Consider the following 18392-nt stretch of genomic DNA (forward strand, 5'->3'; position numbering starts at 1 on the left):
CACATTCTCTATGATAAACTTGATTAACCTCTGCATTTTCCTCACCTCGTTTCCTATTCAGCGGCAGCTTATTATTACTATTAATCGATTAATTCGTTAAGATAAAAATGCTTATTTTCTAAAAACCTGCGTGTTATCTGATAATGCTCGGTATCTTCATATTTAATTAATTGAATAGGGCCTTCATTGAAATTATATATTTCGGCATGAGGGTAAGCAAGGAGTAAAGGAGAATGAGTTGCAATAATCACTTGTCCACTTTTTTGAAGCTCATGGATTATACTTATGAATGAAAGCTGCCTTTTGGGGGAAAGTGCTGCCTCCGGCTCATCCAAGAGATATATCCCCTTTTGTCCAAAGCGATTCTTGAATAAGGTTAAAAAGGATTCCCCATGCGATTGCTCGTGTAACGATTTCCCACCATAATTTTGATAAATTCTGGGATCCTCTATGGCTAATTCATCGATATAGGAAGCAAAATTATAGAATGATTCTGCTCTCATGAAAAATCCATTAGTTACTTTAGGCATCCAGGAGAGTCTAATAAAGTCTCCTAGCTTTGCCTCCGAAGCTGATAGCTCATATTGGTTATTTCTGCCGCCTCCAGCAGTATTAAACCCGCATTGATAAGCAATCGCCTCTAATAATGTAGATTTACCTGAACCATTTTCGCCTACGAAAAACGTTACATTTTTTCTGAATGATAGTCTATCAAGCAGCTTAATTGAAGGGATATCAAATGGATACTGATTGTGGTTTTGAATTCTTTCACTCATTTTAATAATTTCACGTAAAAACATCTATTGCTCAACACCTTAACTAAGGATTTGGCATATGTTTTCTATCTTAACCCTTGCGTGGCTATTTTACCACAAATTAGGTATAAGCATGAATACATATGCCGTCCTCATACAAGCTCCTTTTGTCTAGGCCAAGCTCACTGTAATATGAACTTCCAGCGGGCGATATACGTCAAGAAGCTGTCCTTTTGTATCAGTAGCAAACATAACAGAACGCTCACTTTCCAGTTTAAATGAGTAACTGGCTCCTGTACGCGGATCTCGCACAGCAAGCTCGGTGTCGCTGCTATACTCGGATACGAAAACGAACAAGCTGCCGCCGGATAATAGCAGCTTACGGCCATATACCCCGCGCAAGCCTTCGCCAGATAACCATTCCAGCTCAACTGAAACGTTCGCCCGCTGTATAGCATATTGATATAAAGCAATTATCACTGCCGGATCCTCGTTTAATTCAATAGGCAAGGGACACCAGAGTAATTGGCCTTCGCCAAGCTTAGCCTCCACTAATTTGGATACACCTCCGCTTGATTCCGCAATGAGCTGCTTGCAGCTATCTGCAATGCGCATTTCTCCATAGGAAACCGGCCATTCCACATTTTCAATTCTCAGTGTTTCTTCCCGCAATAAATTGACTACATCGCCTGCCCCTAAGCTCTCATTCAGACGCGTGGTTGTCGGATGCCAATAAGCATCCAATCCAATCGGACCGGTTATTAATAAAGTGCCGCCGTACACTTCAATATGCTTGACCAGCTGTTGCATGGCTTCATCACTGAAGTTATGGGCACTAGGCACAATTATCAGCTTTGGCACATAAGCCTGCAGCGACTCCAAATGGTATTCACCTAAGCCGCGAAGTGGTGTGTTCATCCGATAAGTTAACGTTCGAACCGACTTTGTCGTTGCTTTATAGGCTAACGGACGGTTAGAAAAGTCATTCGAATACGGAAAAACAACGACTGTATCCTCGAGCTCCCGATCCTTAAACAAATCGCGAATTCGGCCGATAAACGCCCCAAAATCATAGGAAACAGATGCTTCCGGTTTCTCCGTTCCATCTGCACGCAATGCGCCAATATTCGATTCGTTCACATTGTTCATATAGTAGTTAACGTTCCAAATCCATTGTACAGCTCCAGCACCACCATTCGCGAAGGCATAAGCATATTTGCGCTCCAATATATTGCGCAGCTCATGCTCACTTCGCTTAGCTCGACCATCCGGTGTTTCAACATACATTATCCCTGTTTCTTGAATAAGGGTCGGCTTTTCTGGTGCTTTGCCGAATACACTGTCCCATACAAGATCATCCATTTTCCACCAGGTATGGACTGTCGTATAATCCACGGCTTCCGCGTAAAAGAATGGTGAAGGCCTTTGCGCTGCAAGCCCTTCATCCTGCCCAACGGTAACCAGCTGCTTAGGCTGATAGCTGCGAATCGTAGCTATCAATTGCTCCGCCCAACGATTATGCATATCCATCGTAAACAGAGAATAGTCCAACCACTGTCCACCTTTTTTGGAGAGCATTTCTGTTGTATTGAAGCTAATATCATCCTGTTCAGGTGGCAGGGCTGCTTCAAAGGAAGGCAGCTCCTCAGGAGTCATATTCCACCGCTCTTGCAGCAAGCGAATCGCACCATGGCGCTCTCTCAGCCAGGCAATATAAGCTTCGCGTTCATAACGATCGCTTACCGTCCGCGGTCCTTTGAAGATCCGCTTCGGATCGAACATCGACGGTTCATTGATCAAGTCCCAATGCACATTCGTTGTTTCCACATGCCTGGATACAATGGAAGCAATAAAGCGCTTTTGCGCCTCCACACTCCGTGGATCGAGATACGGATTAACCCCCTCCCAGCTTTCCGGAGTAAACGCAAAGAAGTTAAAGGTTACCTCTAATTCATAGCGTTTTGCCGTCAATATAAAAGCATCGATTGCCCGCAGGGTTTCTTCATATGCATGGCCGTCTGCAAACATAACCTGACGCCAAGCTGTCCATATTCCAGTGCGAATCAAGTTGATTCCCGCCCGCTTCATCTGCGCCATATCGCGATCCCATACGGCTACATTCGGCAGGAAGAGAAATTTACGCGCTACATCACTTGTCATATAAGTCATGCCTACAACTGGAAATGGCTTGCCGTCCTTAATGAAATAATCTCGGCCACAAGCTAGCGGTTCACCCGCTCTAAGCAAATGGGTATCCATACCCCAAAAGCCTTGCCGCAGCATGCGTTTTTCTCCTAATTCTGAAACAGCCTCACACTCCGCTATATAGAAGCCTGCTTCCAGCGAAAAGGGCAAGCGAATCCGTTCAAATCGCAATTCCTTGTCTACCTTCAGCAAACACTCCGTCTGCCAAATTTCCGACCAATGTTCATTTGAATAGTTGTATTTGGGCTCTGGAGTTTGCACCTCCGATGACAAGGACTTCGAAATCTTCAGATGAAATGACCAAGTTATTGCTGACGCATACTGACTAGGTGCGAGAGATTGGACTTGCAAGTTTAATACAGCCCGTTCATCCGCTTCATACATGGCATAATTCGGTTTCAGCCACATTTCCGTTACACCTTTGGTAATAAAGCCTGCCCAACGCTTAAGCGCCTCAATGCCTTCCTGCTGCCAGAATAGCTGACGAAGCTGCTGATTAATGAAAATCCAGCGCCCGCCGGCAAACTCGCCCTTCGTGTGTTCCAATAAAACTGCCGGAGCTGCATACTCTCGCTCAAGCGGCTCAACTCCGACTCCTAGGAGCAAGGGATATAAATGCGCATCCATTGGACCAGCCGAGCCAGATTCATGGGGAACATCTGCCGCTCGTGTCACATGCAGGATCAAACCAAATGTCGGTTCGATAGTGAACAGCTTCTCGTAGCCCAGAAACAAAGGAATGTCCGGATTATAAACCAACCGTTTAATGGGTCCCTCATCTGCATGCAGCGCCTCATGAATATGCAGCTGCTGATGATAAGCGGTTTGTGCCGTTTCCTGCACCCACTCAGTGCCTTCCAGATATACCGGAATCTTAAATGGAGCTCCGCCAATCGCAAGCATCCCTTTCCCTGAACGGAGATGCTTAAGGATTGCAGGCCAGCTTTCCTTAGGGAAGTAAGGGCCATGCAAATGAATATATCCATCTGCCGCTTCTAATGCGCTCGACAGATCCGCCGCTCTTGTTACAGTAAATAGCTCTTGCAATTTCTCTACATCAGCTTCACTTGGTCTTGCTCCGGCATAAGGAAATGCAGGATCATAAAAAATAACTATTTTTTTCATATTTCCTCCTTGTAACACTCCATGTATTCTGCTACTATTTTGTTAGGTTTGTTAGCTAAGACAAGCTACTTTCGCACACAATCTAACTCTATTCCATCCGTATGTCAATCTATATTTATATATTTTCAATTTCTTAATAAGAAAGGCTTACTCATGGCCAAAAAAGTATCCATGCAAATAATTGCTGATCGGCTTAGTATCTCTAAATTCACCGTTTCTCAGGCTCTGTCTGGCAAATCAGGTGTCGGCAATGACACAAGGCAGCGCATTCTCAAGCTAGCCGAAGCATTAGGCTACCGAGTGAAGCCGATTGCCGTATCAGGACGGCTTTCACTGGAATATTCAGAACCTGCGGTAACCAGTACCGTATTCATCTATATGAAAGAGGAATTCCGTAAAGAGACTAATTTCTGGGCAAGAGTACTGGATGGCTTGCAGGCAGGCTGTCGAGAGATGGGATGGACATACTCATTTATTGATAATTCAACAAATCTGAGTACCTTTACGGATTTAGTCAACCATGCCAAAAACCCGCTTGGGATCATCGTTATTGGCATTTCACAGCGAAGCCATCTGTTAGTATTGCAAAACGTTGGTCTGCCAATAGTTTTGGTCGATCATGAAGATCCGCTTATCTCGGCGGATGTCATTCTTAATGCCAACATGGAAGCCTCTTTAATCGCATGCAATCATCTTATTGCGCAAGGCTGTTCTTCGTTGATCTTTATCGGTCGTGACAGTCTTGCTGTCAGCTTTAAAGAGCGTTGGTGGGGCTGCAAGCTTGCTATAGAAGAGTGGAATAAAGCCAATCCAGAGCAGCGATGCAGCTTGCAGAAGTGGAGCATTTCGCTTGCGATGAGGAATTGGCAGCAGCAATTCGAAAAAAGGATTCTAGCATGGGAGCCGCATAATTTTCCTAATGCTATTCTCTGTGCCAATGACCAGATCGCCATGCAATTGCTGCTTACATTTAAGCGGCTCAACATTACTGTTCCCGATCAATGCCGCGTCGTGGGGATCGATAATATCGAAGCCTCTGCAGACACCTCCCCTTCTTTGACTACCATTGAGTTAGCCAAAGAGCCCTTGGGGATGAGAGCTATTCAATCCTTAAAGCGCAAACTGCAGAATGGGCATACTATTCGTGAGAAAATTATTCTATCTGCTGAGCTCATTATTCGTAAATCAGGCTGAACGAATTGCATCTTGTGGAACTTGGAGGACTGCGATGAAGTATACAGGAAGAATAGCCATTGTTTCCATCGCCATTATCATCATCTTTGTTATAAGGATTTATGGACATTTTAATTATGACGTTCCAATTTACCAGTTTCCTTTTTTTGGATTGGTTATTATATTAGTCTTTTGGCTTCTTGGAAAACAGTATGACCATGTGAAATTTCTTTCTGAAAAAGATGTGTTAACTAAGCTGCATAACAGAAGATATATGATCCAAACCTTCCCTAAGCTTATCGCTGCTGCAGATCGAAACCGTGAGAAGCTGATCCTCTATTTTATTGATGTCGATGATTTTAAACATATTAACGATAACTATGGACATGAAATTGGTGATCAGGTGCTGCAGCGAATTGCCAACGTTATCAAGTTTCATTCACGGAAAAGAGATATGCTTGTTCGCTGGGCAGGGGATGAATTTTTAACCTTTTCCGCATTTTCCGATGACGAGAGCAAAGAGAACATGATTAATAAGATTAACAACGAGCTTGAAACAACTTTTCAAGATCTAAGAATAACTGTATCCGTTACGATTGGATTAGCCGTTTATCCTGATGAGGCGATCACATTGGATGATTTAATACATGTAGCTGATCAAAATATGTATTCTTATAAAGCGCTCAGGCATAAAACAAACCCAGGTCTCTAAATGACTTGGCTTTGTTTTATGCGATTTTTACCTATACGTCGGAGAGGATCATGCTGTAGGACGCTTGAAAAAGGCAATTAATCGATCATTTTGCGGGATGATCGAGATTAGCTCCCAACCATTACGCCCCCAAAGTGCCAGGGCATAATCATAATTAGGCACTTTTCTTCCATGGTAAATTTGCGTATAATCGCTTAACCCGACTTCTGTTGCGTATTCCCATTTCTGCTTTTGAACCTCAACTAATAAATCAGAATATCTCGAGTTATTACTCTCCAAACGCTTACCACCGAATGAAATTGCATCTATAATGGCTTCCCTCTCCGTTTCCTCTAACAGGAAGAATCGCGGTGCTTGCGGAAGATGAAATCGAGTATGGGGAATGAAAAATTTGCAGGATTGCTGATCCTAAAGGTGTTCCTGTTACATCGTTAATCACATACCAAACGCAGCGCTCCCGTTCTTCTGGAGGTCCCCAGCTTTCAATAGAGTTCGCCAGATTAAACCCAGCCTTCATCTCATAACCTGCCTGATTGACTTGCTCACCAATTTCTCCCATAAATTTCTGGATATAAGCCCCATAAGCGCGGTCACCATAATCCACAAACATCTGAGTAAGCTCAGCCTCATTATTCTTTAATACAACTTCCCATATTTCTGATAGAGCCTGATTCATATACTTCACCAAGCTTTGAATAGAACTCTCTGGTTCATCCAAGAAATAGTTTTTAAGTGTTTGCATTGTAGTCCGACCTCCGTAATCTAATGGTATTAGATTTAATTTAATACCATTAGATTAACTCGCTGTGTTATAATTGTCAAGAAGTTAAACTAACTATGCAAGCTTTCTTATACAGACTCGAAGGAGATATATAAATGGCAAGAAGAAGAATCTATTCCGTGAATTCGTCTGGTTCAAATGAACTTAGTGAGTCCGCACACATACCTTTGGATCCCGCTAGAATTACACATATAGCATTACAATTATTGAGTGAAATAGGTTTAAAAGAGCTGAGCATGCGAAAAATAGCGGATGCATTAGGCGTTAAGACAGCTTCCCTCTACTACCATGTTAAGGATAAAGACCAATTGCTGCAGCTGCTTGCCGATAGAGTTTGTGAGGATATGCTTTGGGCAGATGCTTCTCTCCCCTGGCAGGAGCAAATTTTATATTGGGGAGATCATTTCCGTAAAGTGCTGCAAAGCTATCGAAATTCCGTAGAGCTATTCAATTGGAACTATGCTCCAGGTTATGGTCGCTTGACTCAGATTGAGAAGCTTTTCGAAGTGTTGGTACTCGCAGGCTTTCAAGATAATCAAATACCATGGATGGCATCCATGCTGAAAAACTTCGTGCTTGGCTTTGTGGTCGAAGAGCTTCAGCATTCTGTCATACCCAATGTGAAGGAAGCTCAGCTCGATAAACAGAGTGGAAACCATCAAGAATTTTATCAGCATTTGCCTAAAGAACGCTTTCCACTTATGATCCGGCTTGGCACTTATATGACAAACTCCGATTTAGATAATGAATTTCGCTTCGGCTTAGAGGTACTCATGGAAGGATTTATGACGAAACTGTCCTAATAACTTTCGCTTTTATTGCCAGCTTGGTGATTGATTGGTTAGTCGCAGCTTATTAAGGTACAATTGGGTTAGGAGGGATACCACAATGAAAATGAGTCGAATCAATCAAATTGGCCCTGCGCGTTTTGGAATTGCCGTTCATGCACTTATTTGGCTCGCCCAAACTGGTGAAGTCTTATCGAGTGTAACCCTTGCAAACCAAGTGAATTCTCATGCTACTTTTTTACGTAGAATTATGGCACTCTTAGCGCAATTTACTATCGTTGATTCCAGAGAAGGGCGCGATGGCGGGTATTACTTAAAAATCCCAGCAAACAAGCTGACACTTGCTGAAATATATATGGCAGTTAAAGGCTCTGAATCGGATGAAGAAATCGCAGAAGAGTGCGGTGAAGCTGGAAAACAACTAGACAGTAATTTGGAAGCCGTTATGCTCGAGGTAGAGCAGAAAACAATTGAAGTACTCCAGCAATATACTTTATCAGACCTGATGAAGGATGTTGATTTCAGTAATAAAGCCAAATAATGGAGTATTAATTAACTCTTGCATCCTAACGGGAGTTAGATATATAATGTGCTTACGATAGTTGCGGTTAGATTTATTCACCGCATTTTTTATCACTTTAACTGTGCTTTAGTTAGAGACGCATATTTATTACAAGGAGGTTTGTAAAAGTAAGTTATATAGTGAGATGACATTTATATTTTTTTTGCTAGCTGTGGTTGAATTATTTGCCGCATTTTTTTATTGCTTTAACTGTGCTTATTTCGGAGACGCATATTTAGTACTATCTAGTTTAAAAAAGTAAGTTATAAAAAGGAGAAATTAAAATGGACGTTTTAGCAATCATACTTGAAGCATTACTAGGTCTTATATTTCTAATGGCAGGCGCAACGAAAATCTTTGGTGTAAAGATGCAGGTGGACAGCTTTAAATCACTGCGACTTCCGCAATGGTTTAGAGTGGTGACAGGGCTCGTGCAATATGTTGGAGTAGCAGGGATTATTATTGGTTTTTGGGAGCCAAGCTGGGCAGCATGGGCAGGAATTTGGTTAGGCTTTACAATGCTTTGTGCTGTTGCAGCTCATATACGTGTTAGACATACATTTGCAATGACCTTCCCAGCGGTTATATTGATGCTTTTGGCAATCGTAATTGCCTTAATGCACAGCTCCGAATTGGTTAATTTCCCGGGATAAAAAATTCGATATTCTTTTAACACTATCACAAACACACTCAATCTACTTATGACCTGAGTGTGTTTGTTCACAAGTATTCTTTTACGGCTTCAATACCACCTTAATGCATGACTCATCTTTATCATTATAAATTTTGTATCCATGCTCTGCATCCGACAAGCTTAACCTGTGTGTAATAATATCTGTCGGATCGAGCTTCCCGGTTTTTATTTGTTTGTATAGCTCCGGCATATAATGGACTACAGGGGCTTGCCCCATCTTTATAGTAATATTGCGAGCGAATAAAGTCCCAAAAGGAAACATATTGTAATTCATTCCATACACGCCGGTTACTTGAATGGTTCCGCCCTTTCGCACAACATCTGCTGCCATTCGAAACGCCCCGAGTCCGCCCCCTTGCATCTTCAGCATAGTTTCTACTTTTTCCAGCAGTGTTTTCTCAGAGTCTAATCCAACGCAATCAATTACTACATCAGCGCCTCCGCCAGTTATTTCTTTGAGATGCTTCCATAGTTCGTCCGTTTCCTTGAAGTCAAATACCTCGACATGATTCGTCACTCGGGCATGCTCCAAGCGATATTTAACATGATCCACGGCGATTACGCGTTTAGCCCCTTTTTGCCAAGCGAATTTTTGCGTTAATAGTCCGACAGGGCCACATCCAAGTACAATTACAGTATCTCCCGGCTTAACTCCAGCGTTATCTACGCTCCAGAATGCGGTTGGCATTATATCAGATAGAAACAAAATTTGTTCGTCTTCGAGTTCGGCATCCTCTGGTACTTTGAATGGTAGATAATTACCATAGGGCACACGCATTAATTCAGCTTGTCCTCCTGCATATCCTCCAAACGTTTCTGAGTAACCAAAAAAACCACCCGTATCCCCATGTAGAAATTCATTAGAATTATCACATTGACTCTCCAATTGATGATTGCAATACCAGCATTGGCCACAAGCTACATTAAAGGGAATAATCACACGGTCGCCCTTTTTGACTCGGGTAACCTCTGGCCCCACTTCCTCAACAATTCCCATTGGCTCATGTCCAATCACAAAATCCTTAGGCATATTAGGAATTTCCCCATTAAGGATATGCAAATCCGAGCCACAAATCGCAGTCGTCGTTATCCGAACCAGAACATCGTCTGGTTTTTGAATTGTGGGATCTGGCACTTCCTTGATTTCTACTTTCTTCATTCCTTGATATGTTAATGCTTTCATGCTACCACTCCTTTCTTTCATGGTAGTTTTTCTAATAGAAACGCTTTTCATCCATTTATTTTCGGATCAAATCCTCATTTTTAAAAGGTATCTTCACTCGGTTTGCGTTTTTTACCGGTAAGCTGGTATATCACTGGAACAACAACCAAAGTCAATAAGGTTGAAGTAAACAACCCGCCAATAACCGTAATAGCCAACCCTCCAGAGATAAGTCCTGAGCTAGAATCAGATAAAGCTAGGGGAACCAACGCTAATATTGTCGCACAAGCCGTCATGAGAATCGGTCGAACCCGATTTTTCGAGCCTTCAACAATAGCTTCCGTCATTTCCATACCTGTCTTCCAATTCTTCTCCACGCGATCAAGCAGGACGACCGCATTAGTCACAACAATTCCTACGAGCATTAGCATTCCAATCATCGCACTCATCGATAAAGATTGGCCCGTTACAAGCAAGGCACCCAATGAACCAACTGGAACGAATAATAACGAGGATAGAATAATTAATGGTGTTTTCAGACCGCCAAAGGTCATGCTCATCACTAAGAATACTAGGAAAATCGCGGATGCCATCGCAATGCCCAAGCTGCTGAATCCACTCGTAATCATCGCAAGCCCGCCGCCAAAGCTAACTTCAACACCTTCGGGCAAAGCTAAGCTTTTAATATCATTTTGGACTTCTTTTGTAACCGATGAAGTACTGGCATCGCCTTTAATCGTACCGCTGATTTTTGCATAGGCTTTACCAGCGTCATGATTAACAGTAACAGGTGCATTCGTTTCTGCCAAATCGGCGATTTGCTGCAATTTCATCACTCCACTGGCTGTGGGGATACTGATATTCTCAAGCTCTTCCTTGCTGGAAATCGCTTGAGCGTATGACATAGTGATGGATGATTCCTTATTATCCAATGTATAAGTCCCCACATCGACAGGTCTAATCTGCTCATTCACAGCTTGCATCACCTGAAAAGCAGAAACATTCGCATCTATGCCTGTCTGGTTTAATGAAAGCACCCATTTTGGTGTGACATCCTGCAGGTTATTCGTTATGTCTTTAAGCTTGGTGTTCTGTTTCATCAGATCATTCACCTGTGAAGCAGCTTTCGTCAATGCCTCTTGATTGCTGGAATACAAGCTTACATCTATCCCATTCCCAGACGGTGGACCTTCTTGCTGCCCTGCCTTAACATTAACGGTTGAGTTAGGAACCGCTGCAACAACAATCTCCTTAAGCTCCACATTCGCTTTATCCATCATAGCGTCCATTTCGGTATCTGCTGCGAATTGAACATCAATCGTTGCCTTGTTGGTGTTGCCTCCTGCCGATTGAAAAGGACCTCTTCCGCCTCCGCCACCGATTGAAACCTGATAATCCTTGACTCCTGTTAAGTTTTTTACATATTCCTCGACTTTAATGGTCAAAGCGTTAGTTTCGGCAATAGTACTTTTCGATGGCAATGTTAACGCAATTTCTGCTGCTGGGGTACTGCCAGCCGGCAGGAAGGAAACCCCTAACAATGGAATCGTGCCGAGTGAAGCAACCAATAATGCCGTAGCCACTGCCAACACCGTTTTCTTACGGTTTAAAGCGCCACGAATCCATTTTTCATAATGCTTAATCAGCTTGCCTTCTGCATGGTGTGGTTTAACCTTATTAAAAAACTTTGCACCCATCACTGGAATCAGCATCATAGCTACAAAAAGCGAAGCAATGATCGAGCTGACAACCGCAATGGCAAAAGGTCGGAAGAACTCACCGATGATCCCGCTGACGAAGGCTAGCGGAAGAAAAACCACAACCGTAGCAATCGTAGACGAAGCAACGGCCCCAATCACTTCTTTGGTAGCACGATAGGCAAGCTCTCTGCCCTTCAGCTCTGTCCCCTTCTCTTGCCGCCATCTATAAATGTTCTCAATAATGACAATGCTATCATCTACGATCCGACCGATCGATACCGCGATTCCACCTAATGTCATAATATTTAGCGTATAGCCCATTTGATTCAATAGAGCAATTGTCGCGAAAATCGAAATCGGCAAGGAAAGAATCGAGATAATCGTTGCGCGGACATTTCGTAAGAATAGGAAAATAATAATGATACAGAATAAAATTCCGAATAGGCCTTCACGAATCAAATCAGCAACGGATTTTTCAATTTCCGCCCCTTGATCCTGGATTACATGAATGTCCAAGTTGGAATCCGTTTTAAACTGTGCCAGAATAGCCTTCGCTTCGTTGCTTACTTCTGCCGTATTGGCATCCTGGGTTTTGGTAATATGCATAACATAGCTTTCTTTGCCATTAAACCTTGTAATTTGATCCTGTGTTCCTACTGTTGTAATTGCAGCAATATCCGAAAGCTTTACTTTTGGCGCTGCTTCTAGACCTGCAGCCCCTCTAGGTGCTGGAGATAGCTGTAAATCCTTTATTTTCTGCAACGAACTCAGATTACCTACCAAACGAATAGGAATCGTCGTTGAATCTTGATTAATTGAACCAAGCGGAAGTGCATAATCGAGAGCTTGAATCGCAGCTTGAATCGTATTTAATGAGATACCCTGCTGACTCGCTTTAGCTTTATCAACCTCAATATTCAGCTTGTCGGATTTGGTTCCTTTTAGCTCAACCGAATTGACACCCGCAATTTTACTTAGCTTGGGAACAACCTCATTCTCTAAAAGATTCTGTAAATCTACCTTGCTATTACTATCTGCCGCGAAGATCGCTGCCTCATAGATTGGCTGTGATCCAGCAGAAAACCGCATAACACTTACTTTAGCTTTACTTGGCAATGCAAGCTTAGCAATCGCACTTTCTACATCTGCGGTAACGGTATCCATGTTCGTCCCAAAAGCAAAGGTTAAGGAGATATTAGCTGCGTTCTCTGCGGATGTGCTAGTCAATGAATCATAGTCTTTAAAGCTTAATAAGCTTTGCTCAACAGGTGCTGTAACCTCTTCCTCCACTTCTTCAGTCGAAGCTCCAGGGTAGCTGACCTGCACGAATACGGCTGGAAAACTAATATCGGGAAAGGTTTGTTGTTTGATTTGCGTAGAGGAATACAGTCCATATCCCAGTACGAGCACACATAGAATTACGACTGCTACACCATTCTTTAAACTAAATCTGCTGATTCCACTCATCTGATTCTCTCCTCATTCATAGTAATGCAACTATAAACGAGCACTATAAACACAATATAAACAACAGATTACATTTTGCCTTCAAGAGGCAGCTTAAGAATTATTGAAGTACCTCCCTCCGGAGGACTTACAACTTCAATATCTCCCTGATGAATGTCAACAATGCGTTTAACAATGGACAAGCCCAAACCGCTCCCGCCACTTGAATCTGATCTTGCTTTGTCGACTTTATAGAAAGGTTTAAAAATATCATCAAGCTCCTCAGCAGGAATACCCATGCCTGAATCTGTTAGGGTAACTATAGCATTGCTGCTTTTTGCTTTTAGCTTAATACTAATTACGCCCTTATCTGGAGTGAATTTAATACTATTATGAATTAAGTTCAACCATACCTGATTAAGCTGATCCTCATCGCCTTGAATCGAAACTTCCCCCAGCTCTAGATCAATTTGCAGCTGCTTTGAGGCCCATAATGGTTCACAAGCAATAAGGACCCCCCTGAGCTGTTCATCTAAACGATAATAGTGAGGATGAAACGGATGATGCTCGTATTGTAGAGAGGATAATTTCAGCAAGTTCTCGCTTAGCCTTGAAAGCCGTTCACTTTCTTCCTCAATAATCGTCAAATAATGGATTCGCTTCACTTCGTCTAATGCTTTATTCTGTAAAGCTTTGGAAAAGCCCTTAATCGAAGTGAGAGGCGACTGAATCTCATGCGAGACATTGGCTACAAAATCCTGGCGCATTTGATCAAGCCTGCCCAGCTCCTGTGCCATATCATTAATACTTGTGGTCAAAATGCCAATTTCATCCTTGCGCTTTGATTGCACATGCACACTGAAATCCCCCTTAGCCAGCTTACGTGTCGCTTCTGTTAATTGGCGCAATGGTTTAACTAAGTATCTAGCTGCAATCGCAATAAACAAGCTGCCGATTATTAGCACGATGATAAGGACAGTTCGTAAGAGTTGACCAAATTGTTTAGTTATCTCCGAAATATCCGGTTTAATAAATAAGGCATACGAACTATTATTCACTTTAAAAGGCAACCCAATTATTAAGCCTTCCGGCGCTCCCTTGTTTGGAGTTCCATGTGGCTCACCACGATAAACTCCCCCATTTAACACAAATTGAATTTGATCTTTGGTCATGATTAGTTTTTGATTATTCACACCCTGGGGGCGGACAGCTTCACCTTTATCATCATAAATTTGCACTCTATAGTTAAGAAGCAAGCCTGCATCTTGAGCTAGACCTTCTAAATCATCCGTTTGCGACTGCTGATAGCTTTGAATAATTTGTTTACCGCTTACAATCAGCTGCTTCTCGGCAAGAGCGGTTATCTGATTTTTATACAGCAAGGTAGCCAAGAAAAAAGCTAGGATTAAGCTAAGCATCACCGTAGCAATAAATGTAATGACTACACGCACATATAAAGATTTAATCATGATAAACCTCCAGTTTATAGCCTAATCCGCGTAGTGTGGTAATCTTGAAAAAGGTCGTGAAAGCCTCGAATCTATCTCTTAATCGGTTAATATGTACATCGATCGTGCGTTCATTCCCTTCAAATTCAGCTCCCCAAACCTGCTGAATGAGATGGTCTCGCGTAAAAAGCTGCCCCGGATAGCTCGCCAATTTATATAGTAGTTCAAACTCTTTAAGTGGCAGTGTTTGCGATTCACCCGTATCTTCGAAATATATTTCATATTTATTCTTATCTAGTTTGATAGGTCCAAGCTGGATAATCTGAGAAACCGAAATCCGATATCGCTTCAACAACGCTTTAACTCTCAGGACCATTTCCACTGGATCAAATGGTTTGATTATATAGTCATCCGTACCAAGCTGGAATCCTTTAATCCGTTGGTTCGCTTCCCCCTTGGCCGTTATCATCAGGATCGGCATATCACCTAATTCCCGCAGCTTGCGGCATAGCTCCCAGCCATCCATTTGCGGCATCATGATATCCATGATCACCATATCGATTGGATAATACGCAGCATACTCGAGTGCTTCGACTCCATTTGCTTTTTCAACGATATTTAAGCCTTCATCCGTGAGGTACAAGCTAATCAATTCACGAATATGCGCATCATCATCCACCACTAAGATCGTTGTCATCCGTATTTTCCCCGCTCAATTGATTATTTCTGATACTTGCTCCCAGTTTACCATTATTTTCTCAAAAAAAAAGCCCAGCCAATCAAAGGATTCGATTGGAGCTGGGCTCTATATATAAATGGATAGGATTAATGCTGTTTATCAAGCTCGAATACTTCTCCCAGTAATCGATAGGAACGTACCCGATCGGCAAAATTATGAATCGGACTAACGACCATAATTTCATCAATTCCATATTGCTCGCTCATCGCAAGCAGCTTTGCTTTTACCTGCGCTGGTGTGCCGATTACTCTACGGTGGCTTTTTGCTGCAATATTTTCAAGATCATTAGGGGTATAGCGGTAATCCTCAGCTGTTTGTACAGAAGGAAAGGTATCGAGTAATCTGCCTTGCTCCAGTTTCAGATAGAATAAATTACTGCTCATCGCTAAACGATTGGCCTCTTCCTCGGTTTCTGCACAAATCACCAATACCGCCGCCAGAGCATGAGGCTTTTTATTCAAGATCGAAGGCTTAAAGTTCTGTTTATAGCTAGCTATCGATTGATCGCTTTGTGGAACTCCGAAAAACTGAGCGTAAGCAAATGCCGTCCCATGCTGGGCAGCAATTCGATCACTGCCTTGACTAGAGCCTAGCATCCAAATTTCAGGTACTGTTGGAATAACCGGCGAAACCTGCAAACCGGCAAAGCGATGATCCGCAGGGAGATTATCATGGAAATAATGGGTTAAGTCGGACACCTGCTGAGGAGTCTGATCTCCCGTATTATATTTGCCTTCTTGCAGCGCTCTGGATGATAAGGGTGTTCCACCTGGTGCGCGGCCTATACCTAAGTCAATTCTGCCTGGATGCAAAGCTTCGAGCAAACGAAAATTCTCAGCGATCTTATAAGCACTATAATGGGTAGCCATTATGCCACCCGAGCCAACTCGAATGCGCTTAGTCATTGCAGCTATATGTGCGATTAAAACCTCGGGACTTGAATGGGCAAGCGCCGTAGAAGAATGATGCTCGCTTACCCAAAAACGGGTGTAGCCAAATTTATCAGTTTCTTGAGCAAGTCGCGTTGTTTCAAGCAATGTATCTCCAGCTGTTCGACCTTCACAGATTTGTGAATGATCCAAAGCACTTAATTTTAGCATCTGAACACCTCATCTTTTTAATTTGTAATATGTGTTGCAGCTTCAGCTTTCTTGTTTCCAGCTCGCATAAACGAGAGGATCGTCGCCACAACAAGCAAGGCTGACATCACCCAGAATACGACGTGCAACCCCGTAATAAAGCTATGCAAGGTTGAACCTGCATCATCAAGACCTACCTTTGTACCCGAGAAAATCGCCAGCATGGCTTCACGCGGCATACTATGTGTAATCAATGGCATCGTGAAAGCAATGCTTAACATCATGCCCATGTTGACTGTCAACGAACGGATGCCGGATGCTTCACCACGAAATTTAACACCTGCAGCATTCATAACACTGCTTGAATTCGGCGAATTAAACAAGCCTGCTCCAATCCCCACCAAGCTCATCCAAAGCGCTAATTGCCAATAGGGTGTAGATAAGCTTGTATCCAGCGCCAACCCAATTAAGCCAATAAGAGTAACTCCCAAACCAAGCGTAGCTGGCAGGGTTTCACCATATTTATCGCCCATCCAACCCGATAATGGCGAGAAGACGAACATCCCTATCGCTAACGGTATAGTTAGGATACCCGCATCTAAAGCATCATAAGAAAGTGCCCCCTGAAAATAAAAAATCAGCATGAACATCACAGACATGCGAGCAATCGCATTTAAAGTTGCAGATACAACGCCAAGTGTGAAAATCCGATTGAAGAACAATGGAATGTGCAGCAGAGGGTTGCTATGCTTCTTTTCAATACGGAGAAAAAGTGGGAATCCAAGAATAAAGGCAATAGCAGAGATCCATACTACAGGGGAGCTCCAGCTTTGCAAGGGTCCCCAGGTCAGAGCTAGCAGCAACCCAAAGATAGAGATCATATAAGTAACCATGCCCCATACATCGAAGCGTTTTTTCAACGTGGATACTTTGACATCTGTGAAGCCCATGATCCGAATCCCCCAAATCACAGCGACTAAACCAAAAGGAACATTAAACCAGAAGGTCCACTCCCAGCCATATGCCGTCGTAAGCCAACCGCCCAATACAGGCCCAATTATTTGCCCAACTGCAGCAACCATAATATTAACTCCTAATGCCTGACCCAATTGCTTGCTAGGGAAAGCATCTGCCACAATAGCCGTACTGTTCGCCATAACCATTGCACCACCGATCCCCTGCAGCACTCGCATGATAATCAAAATGGTCGAATTAGCTGCAAAGCCGGATGCTAAGGAAACAATTGTGAATAAGATCATCCCCCATATAAAGAGACGCTTCCGTCCAAATCGATCTGCCAAGCTGCCTGCAATTAGGACGAAAATTGTTTGAGCAACCATATAGGATAGCATAACCCACATAGCCTGAAGGACTGTTGTATGCAAGCCAGTAATTAAATCGGGCAACGCGATAATTAAAGTACTGAAGTTCAATGCAGATAATAACGTACCGAGACTCGTCACCGAGAGAATCCACCATTTGGCTTGATTCGAAACGGACGTACTATTCATTAGAATTACTTCCTTTCATCATCTAATTTGGCAATGCCTTCGCGAATCCGAATTCGTAAATCCTCCAAATCAGTGCGAAGCTCGTGAATTTTATCTATTTTTAGGGCAATCAGCTCGAGCTGTTTACTTGCATTTAGATCCATTTCCAGCAGCCTGCTTTTTCTTTCGGCGATATCTGCGGAGTCTTTATAGTGAAGCTTATAATCCTGACGTTGAGCATCAAGCGTCGACCCAATTGAGTTAAACAGCTGAAGCTCTTGTAAAGAACAGCCTAGGACATCCTTAGCATTGACAATTTTCTGCAGGCGTTCAATATGTGCATCCGTATATAAACGAACTCTGCCTTCGCTGCGTTCAGGCGGAGCTAAGATCCCAAGCTCCTCATAGTACCTAATCGTTCGCTTCGTCAAGCCTGTTCGGTTCGCCACCTCATCGATTTTTAACCAGACCATAGAATCACTCCTCGTAAGCAATCTCTAATTTCTAGTTTAGAATAAACTGTCGTTAACGTC

The 18392-nt window shown here is 42.9% G+C and carries 16 protein-coding genes; 5 read left to right on the forward strand and 11 right to left on the reverse strand.

Annotation, left to right across the window (positions count from 1 at the left end; genetic code table 11):
• Window positions 1-80: 80 nt before the first annotated feature.
• Complete coding sequence (locus tag EHS13_RS30735; protein WP_155704027.1) at window positions 81-800, reverse strand: AAA family ATPase; 720 nt, start codon at window positions 798-800, stop codon at window positions 81-83.
• 126 nt (window positions 801-926) lie between these two features.
• Window positions 927-4085, reverse strand: coding sequence for a beta-galactosidase (locus EHS13_RS30740; RefSeq protein ID WP_155704028.1), 3159 nt, complete (start codon window positions 4083-4085; stop codon window positions 927-929).
• A gap of 153 nt (window positions 4086-4238) precedes the next feature.
• Here EHS13_RS30740 and EHS13_RS30745 point away from each other — a divergent pair, with 153 nt between their 5' ends.
• Together EHS13_RS30745 and EHS13_RS30750 are read left to right on the forward strand one after the other, a co-directional pair.
• Window positions 4239-5279: a LacI family DNA-binding transcriptional regulator gene (locus EHS13_RS30745; protein ID WP_162463327.1), complete on the forward strand. Its 1041-nt coding sequence runs from the start codon at window positions 4239-4241 to the stop codon at window positions 5277-5279.
• Window positions 5280-5313: 34 nt separating this feature from the next.
• Complete coding sequence (locus tag EHS13_RS30750; protein WP_162463328.1) at window positions 5314-5970, forward strand: GGDEF domain-containing protein; 657 nt, start codon at window positions 5314-5316, stop codon at window positions 5968-5970.
• A 48-nt stretch (window positions 5971-6018) separates the two neighbouring features.
• Here the strand turns inward: EHS13_RS30750 and EHS13_RS30755 are convergent, their stop codons facing one another.
• Window positions 6019-6354: a DUF6022 family protein gene (locus EHS13_RS30755; protein ID WP_405083597.1), complete on the reverse strand. Its 336-nt coding sequence runs from the start codon at window positions 6352-6354 to the stop codon at window positions 6019-6021.
• Window positions 6254-6712: a DUF6022 family protein gene (locus tag EHS13_RS30760; protein ID WP_155704032.1), complete on the reverse strand. Its 459-nt coding sequence runs from the start codon at window positions 6710-6712 to the stop codon at window positions 6254-6256. Before EHS13_RS30760 ends, EHS13_RS30755 begins: the two co-directional genes overlap by 101 nt.
• Window positions 6713-6846: 134 nt before the next feature.
• On the opposite strand from EHS13_RS30760, the gene EHS13_RS30765 reads away from it, so the two are divergent.
• From EHS13_RS30765 to EHS13_RS30775, 3 genes are all read left to right on the forward strand, one after another.
• Complete coding sequence (locus tag EHS13_RS30765) at window positions 6847-7554, forward strand: TetR/AcrR family transcriptional regulator C-terminal domain-containing protein (RefSeq protein WP_155704033.1); 708 nt, start codon at window positions 6847-6849, stop codon at window positions 7552-7554.
• A gap of 85 nt (window positions 7555-7639) precedes the next feature.
• Window positions 7640-8080, forward strand: a complete 441-nt coding sequence (locus tag EHS13_RS30770; RefSeq protein ID WP_155704034.1) for an RrF2 family transcriptional regulator — start codon at window positions 7640-7642, stop codon at window positions 8078-8080.
• A gap of 305 nt (window positions 8081-8385) precedes the next feature.
• A complete protein-coding gene (locus tag EHS13_RS30775) occupies window positions 8386-8754 on the forward strand; it encodes a DoxX family protein (RefSeq protein WP_155704035.1) in 369 nt (122 codons plus the stop codon).
• Window positions 8755-8835: 81 nt separating this feature from the next.
• On the opposite strand, the gene EHS13_RS30780 is transcribed toward EHS13_RS30775, so the two are convergent.
• The 7 genes from EHS13_RS30780 to EHS13_RS30810 all read right to left on the reverse strand — a co-directional run bounded on the left by EHS13_RS30780 (window position 8836) and on the right by EHS13_RS30810 (window position 18332).
• The gene (locus EHS13_RS30780) at window positions 8836-9978 is read right to left on the reverse strand and encodes a zinc-dependent alcohol dehydrogenase (RefSeq protein WP_155704036.1); all 1143 of its coding nucleotides are present in this window, start codon (window positions 9976-9978) and stop codon (window positions 8836-8838) included.
• A gap of 80 nt (window positions 9979-10058) precedes the next feature.
• The gene (locus EHS13_RS30785; protein WP_155704037.1) at window positions 10059-13124 is read right to left on the reverse strand and encodes an efflux RND transporter permease subunit; all 3066 of its coding nucleotides are present in this window, start codon (window positions 13122-13124) and stop codon (window positions 10059-10061) included.
• 68 nt (window positions 13125-13192) lie between these two features.
• Complete coding sequence (locus tag EHS13_RS30790) at window positions 13193-14572, reverse strand: HAMP domain-containing sensor histidine kinase (RefSeq protein WP_227013605.1); 1380 nt, start codon at window positions 14570-14572, stop codon at window positions 13193-13195.
• Entirely contained in the window at window positions 14565-15248 is a 684-nt protein-coding gene (locus EHS13_RS30795) for a response regulator transcription factor (protein ID WP_155704038.1), read from the reverse strand. The genes EHS13_RS30790 and EHS13_RS30795 overlap by 8 nt, the downstream gene beginning before the upstream one ends.
• A 128-nt stretch (window positions 15249-15376) precedes the next feature.
• Window positions 15377-16390 (reverse strand): LLM class flavin-dependent oxidoreductase, encoded by a 1014-nt coding sequence (locus EHS13_RS30800; RefSeq protein WP_155704039.1) that lies wholly within the window; start codon window positions 16388-16390, stop codon window positions 15377-15379.
• 17 nt (window positions 16391-16407) lie between these two features.
• Entirely contained in the window at window positions 16408-17880 is a 1473-nt protein-coding gene (locus EHS13_RS30805; RefSeq protein WP_155704040.1) for an MFS transporter, read from the reverse strand.
• Between the two features lie 5 nt (window positions 17881-17885).
• Window positions 17886-18332, reverse strand: a complete 447-nt coding sequence (locus EHS13_RS30810; protein ID WP_155704041.1) for a MerR family transcriptional regulator — start codon at window positions 18330-18332, stop codon at window positions 17886-17888.
• Window positions 18333-18392 lie beyond the last annotated feature (60 nt).

The sequence above is a fragment of the Paenibacillus psychroresistens genome, assembly GCF_009728935.1.
GTDB lineage: Bacteria > Bacillota > Bacilli > Paenibacillales > NBRC-103111 > Paenibacillus_AC > Paenibacillus_AC psychroresistens.

Bases quoted from the DNA above. Each gene is read 5' to 3' on its own strand.
- EHS13_RS30735 (WP_155704027.1), bottom strand. From the start codon at position 800: ATGTTTTTACGTGAAATTATTAAAATGAGTGAAAGAATTCAAAACCAC.
- EHS13_RS30740 (WP_155704028.1), bottom strand. From the start codon at position 4,085: ATGAAAAAAATAGTTATTTTTTATGATCCTGCATTTCCTTATGCCGGA.
- EHS13_RS30745 (WP_162463327.1), top strand. From the start codon at position 4,239: ATGGCCAAAAAAGTATCCATGCAAATAATTGCTGATCGGCTTAGTATC.
- EHS13_RS30750 (WP_162463328.1), top strand. From the start codon at position 5,314: ATGAAGTATACAGGAAGAATAGCCATTGTTTCCATCGCCATTATCATC.
- EHS13_RS30760 (WP_155704032.1), bottom strand. From the start codon at position 6,712: ATGCAAACACTTAAAAACTATTTCTTGGATGAACCAGAGAGTTCTATT.
- EHS13_RS30765 (WP_155704033.1), top strand. From the start codon at position 6,847: ATGGCAAGAAGAAGAATCTATTCCGTGAATTCGTCTGGTTCAAATGAA.
- EHS13_RS30770 (WP_155704034.1), top strand. From the start codon at position 7,640: ATGAAAATGAGTCGAATCAATCAAATTGGCCCTGCGCGTTTTGGAATT.
- EHS13_RS30775 (WP_155704035.1), top strand. From the start codon at position 8,386: ATGGACGTTTTAGCAATCATACTTGAAGCATTACTAGGTCTTATATTT.
- EHS13_RS30780 (WP_155704036.1), bottom strand. From the start codon at position 9,978: ATGAAAGCATTAACATATCAAGGAATGAAGAAAGTAGAAATCAAGGAA.
- EHS13_RS30785 (WP_155704037.1), bottom strand. From the start codon at position 13,124: ATGAGTGGAATCAGCAGATTTAGTTTAAAGAATGGTGTAGCAGTCGTA.
- EHS13_RS30790 (WP_227013605.1), bottom strand. From the start codon at position 14,572: ATGATTAAATCTTTATATGTGCGTGTAGTCATTACATTTATTGCTACG.
- EHS13_RS30795 (WP_155704038.1), bottom strand. From the start codon at position 15,248: ATGACAACGATCTTAGTGGTGGATGATGATGCGCATATTCGTGAATTG.
- EHS13_RS30800 (WP_155704039.1), bottom strand. From the start codon at position 16,390: ATGCTAAAATTAAGTGCTTTGGATCATTCACAAATCTGTGAAGGTCGA.
- EHS13_RS30805 (WP_155704040.1), bottom strand. From the start codon at position 17,880: ATGAATAGTACGTCCGTTTCGAATCAAGCCAAATGGTGGATTCTCTCG.
- EHS13_RS30810 (WP_155704041.1), bottom strand. From the start codon at position 18,332: ATGGTCTGGTTAAAAATCGATGAGGTGGCGAACCGAACAGGCTTGACG.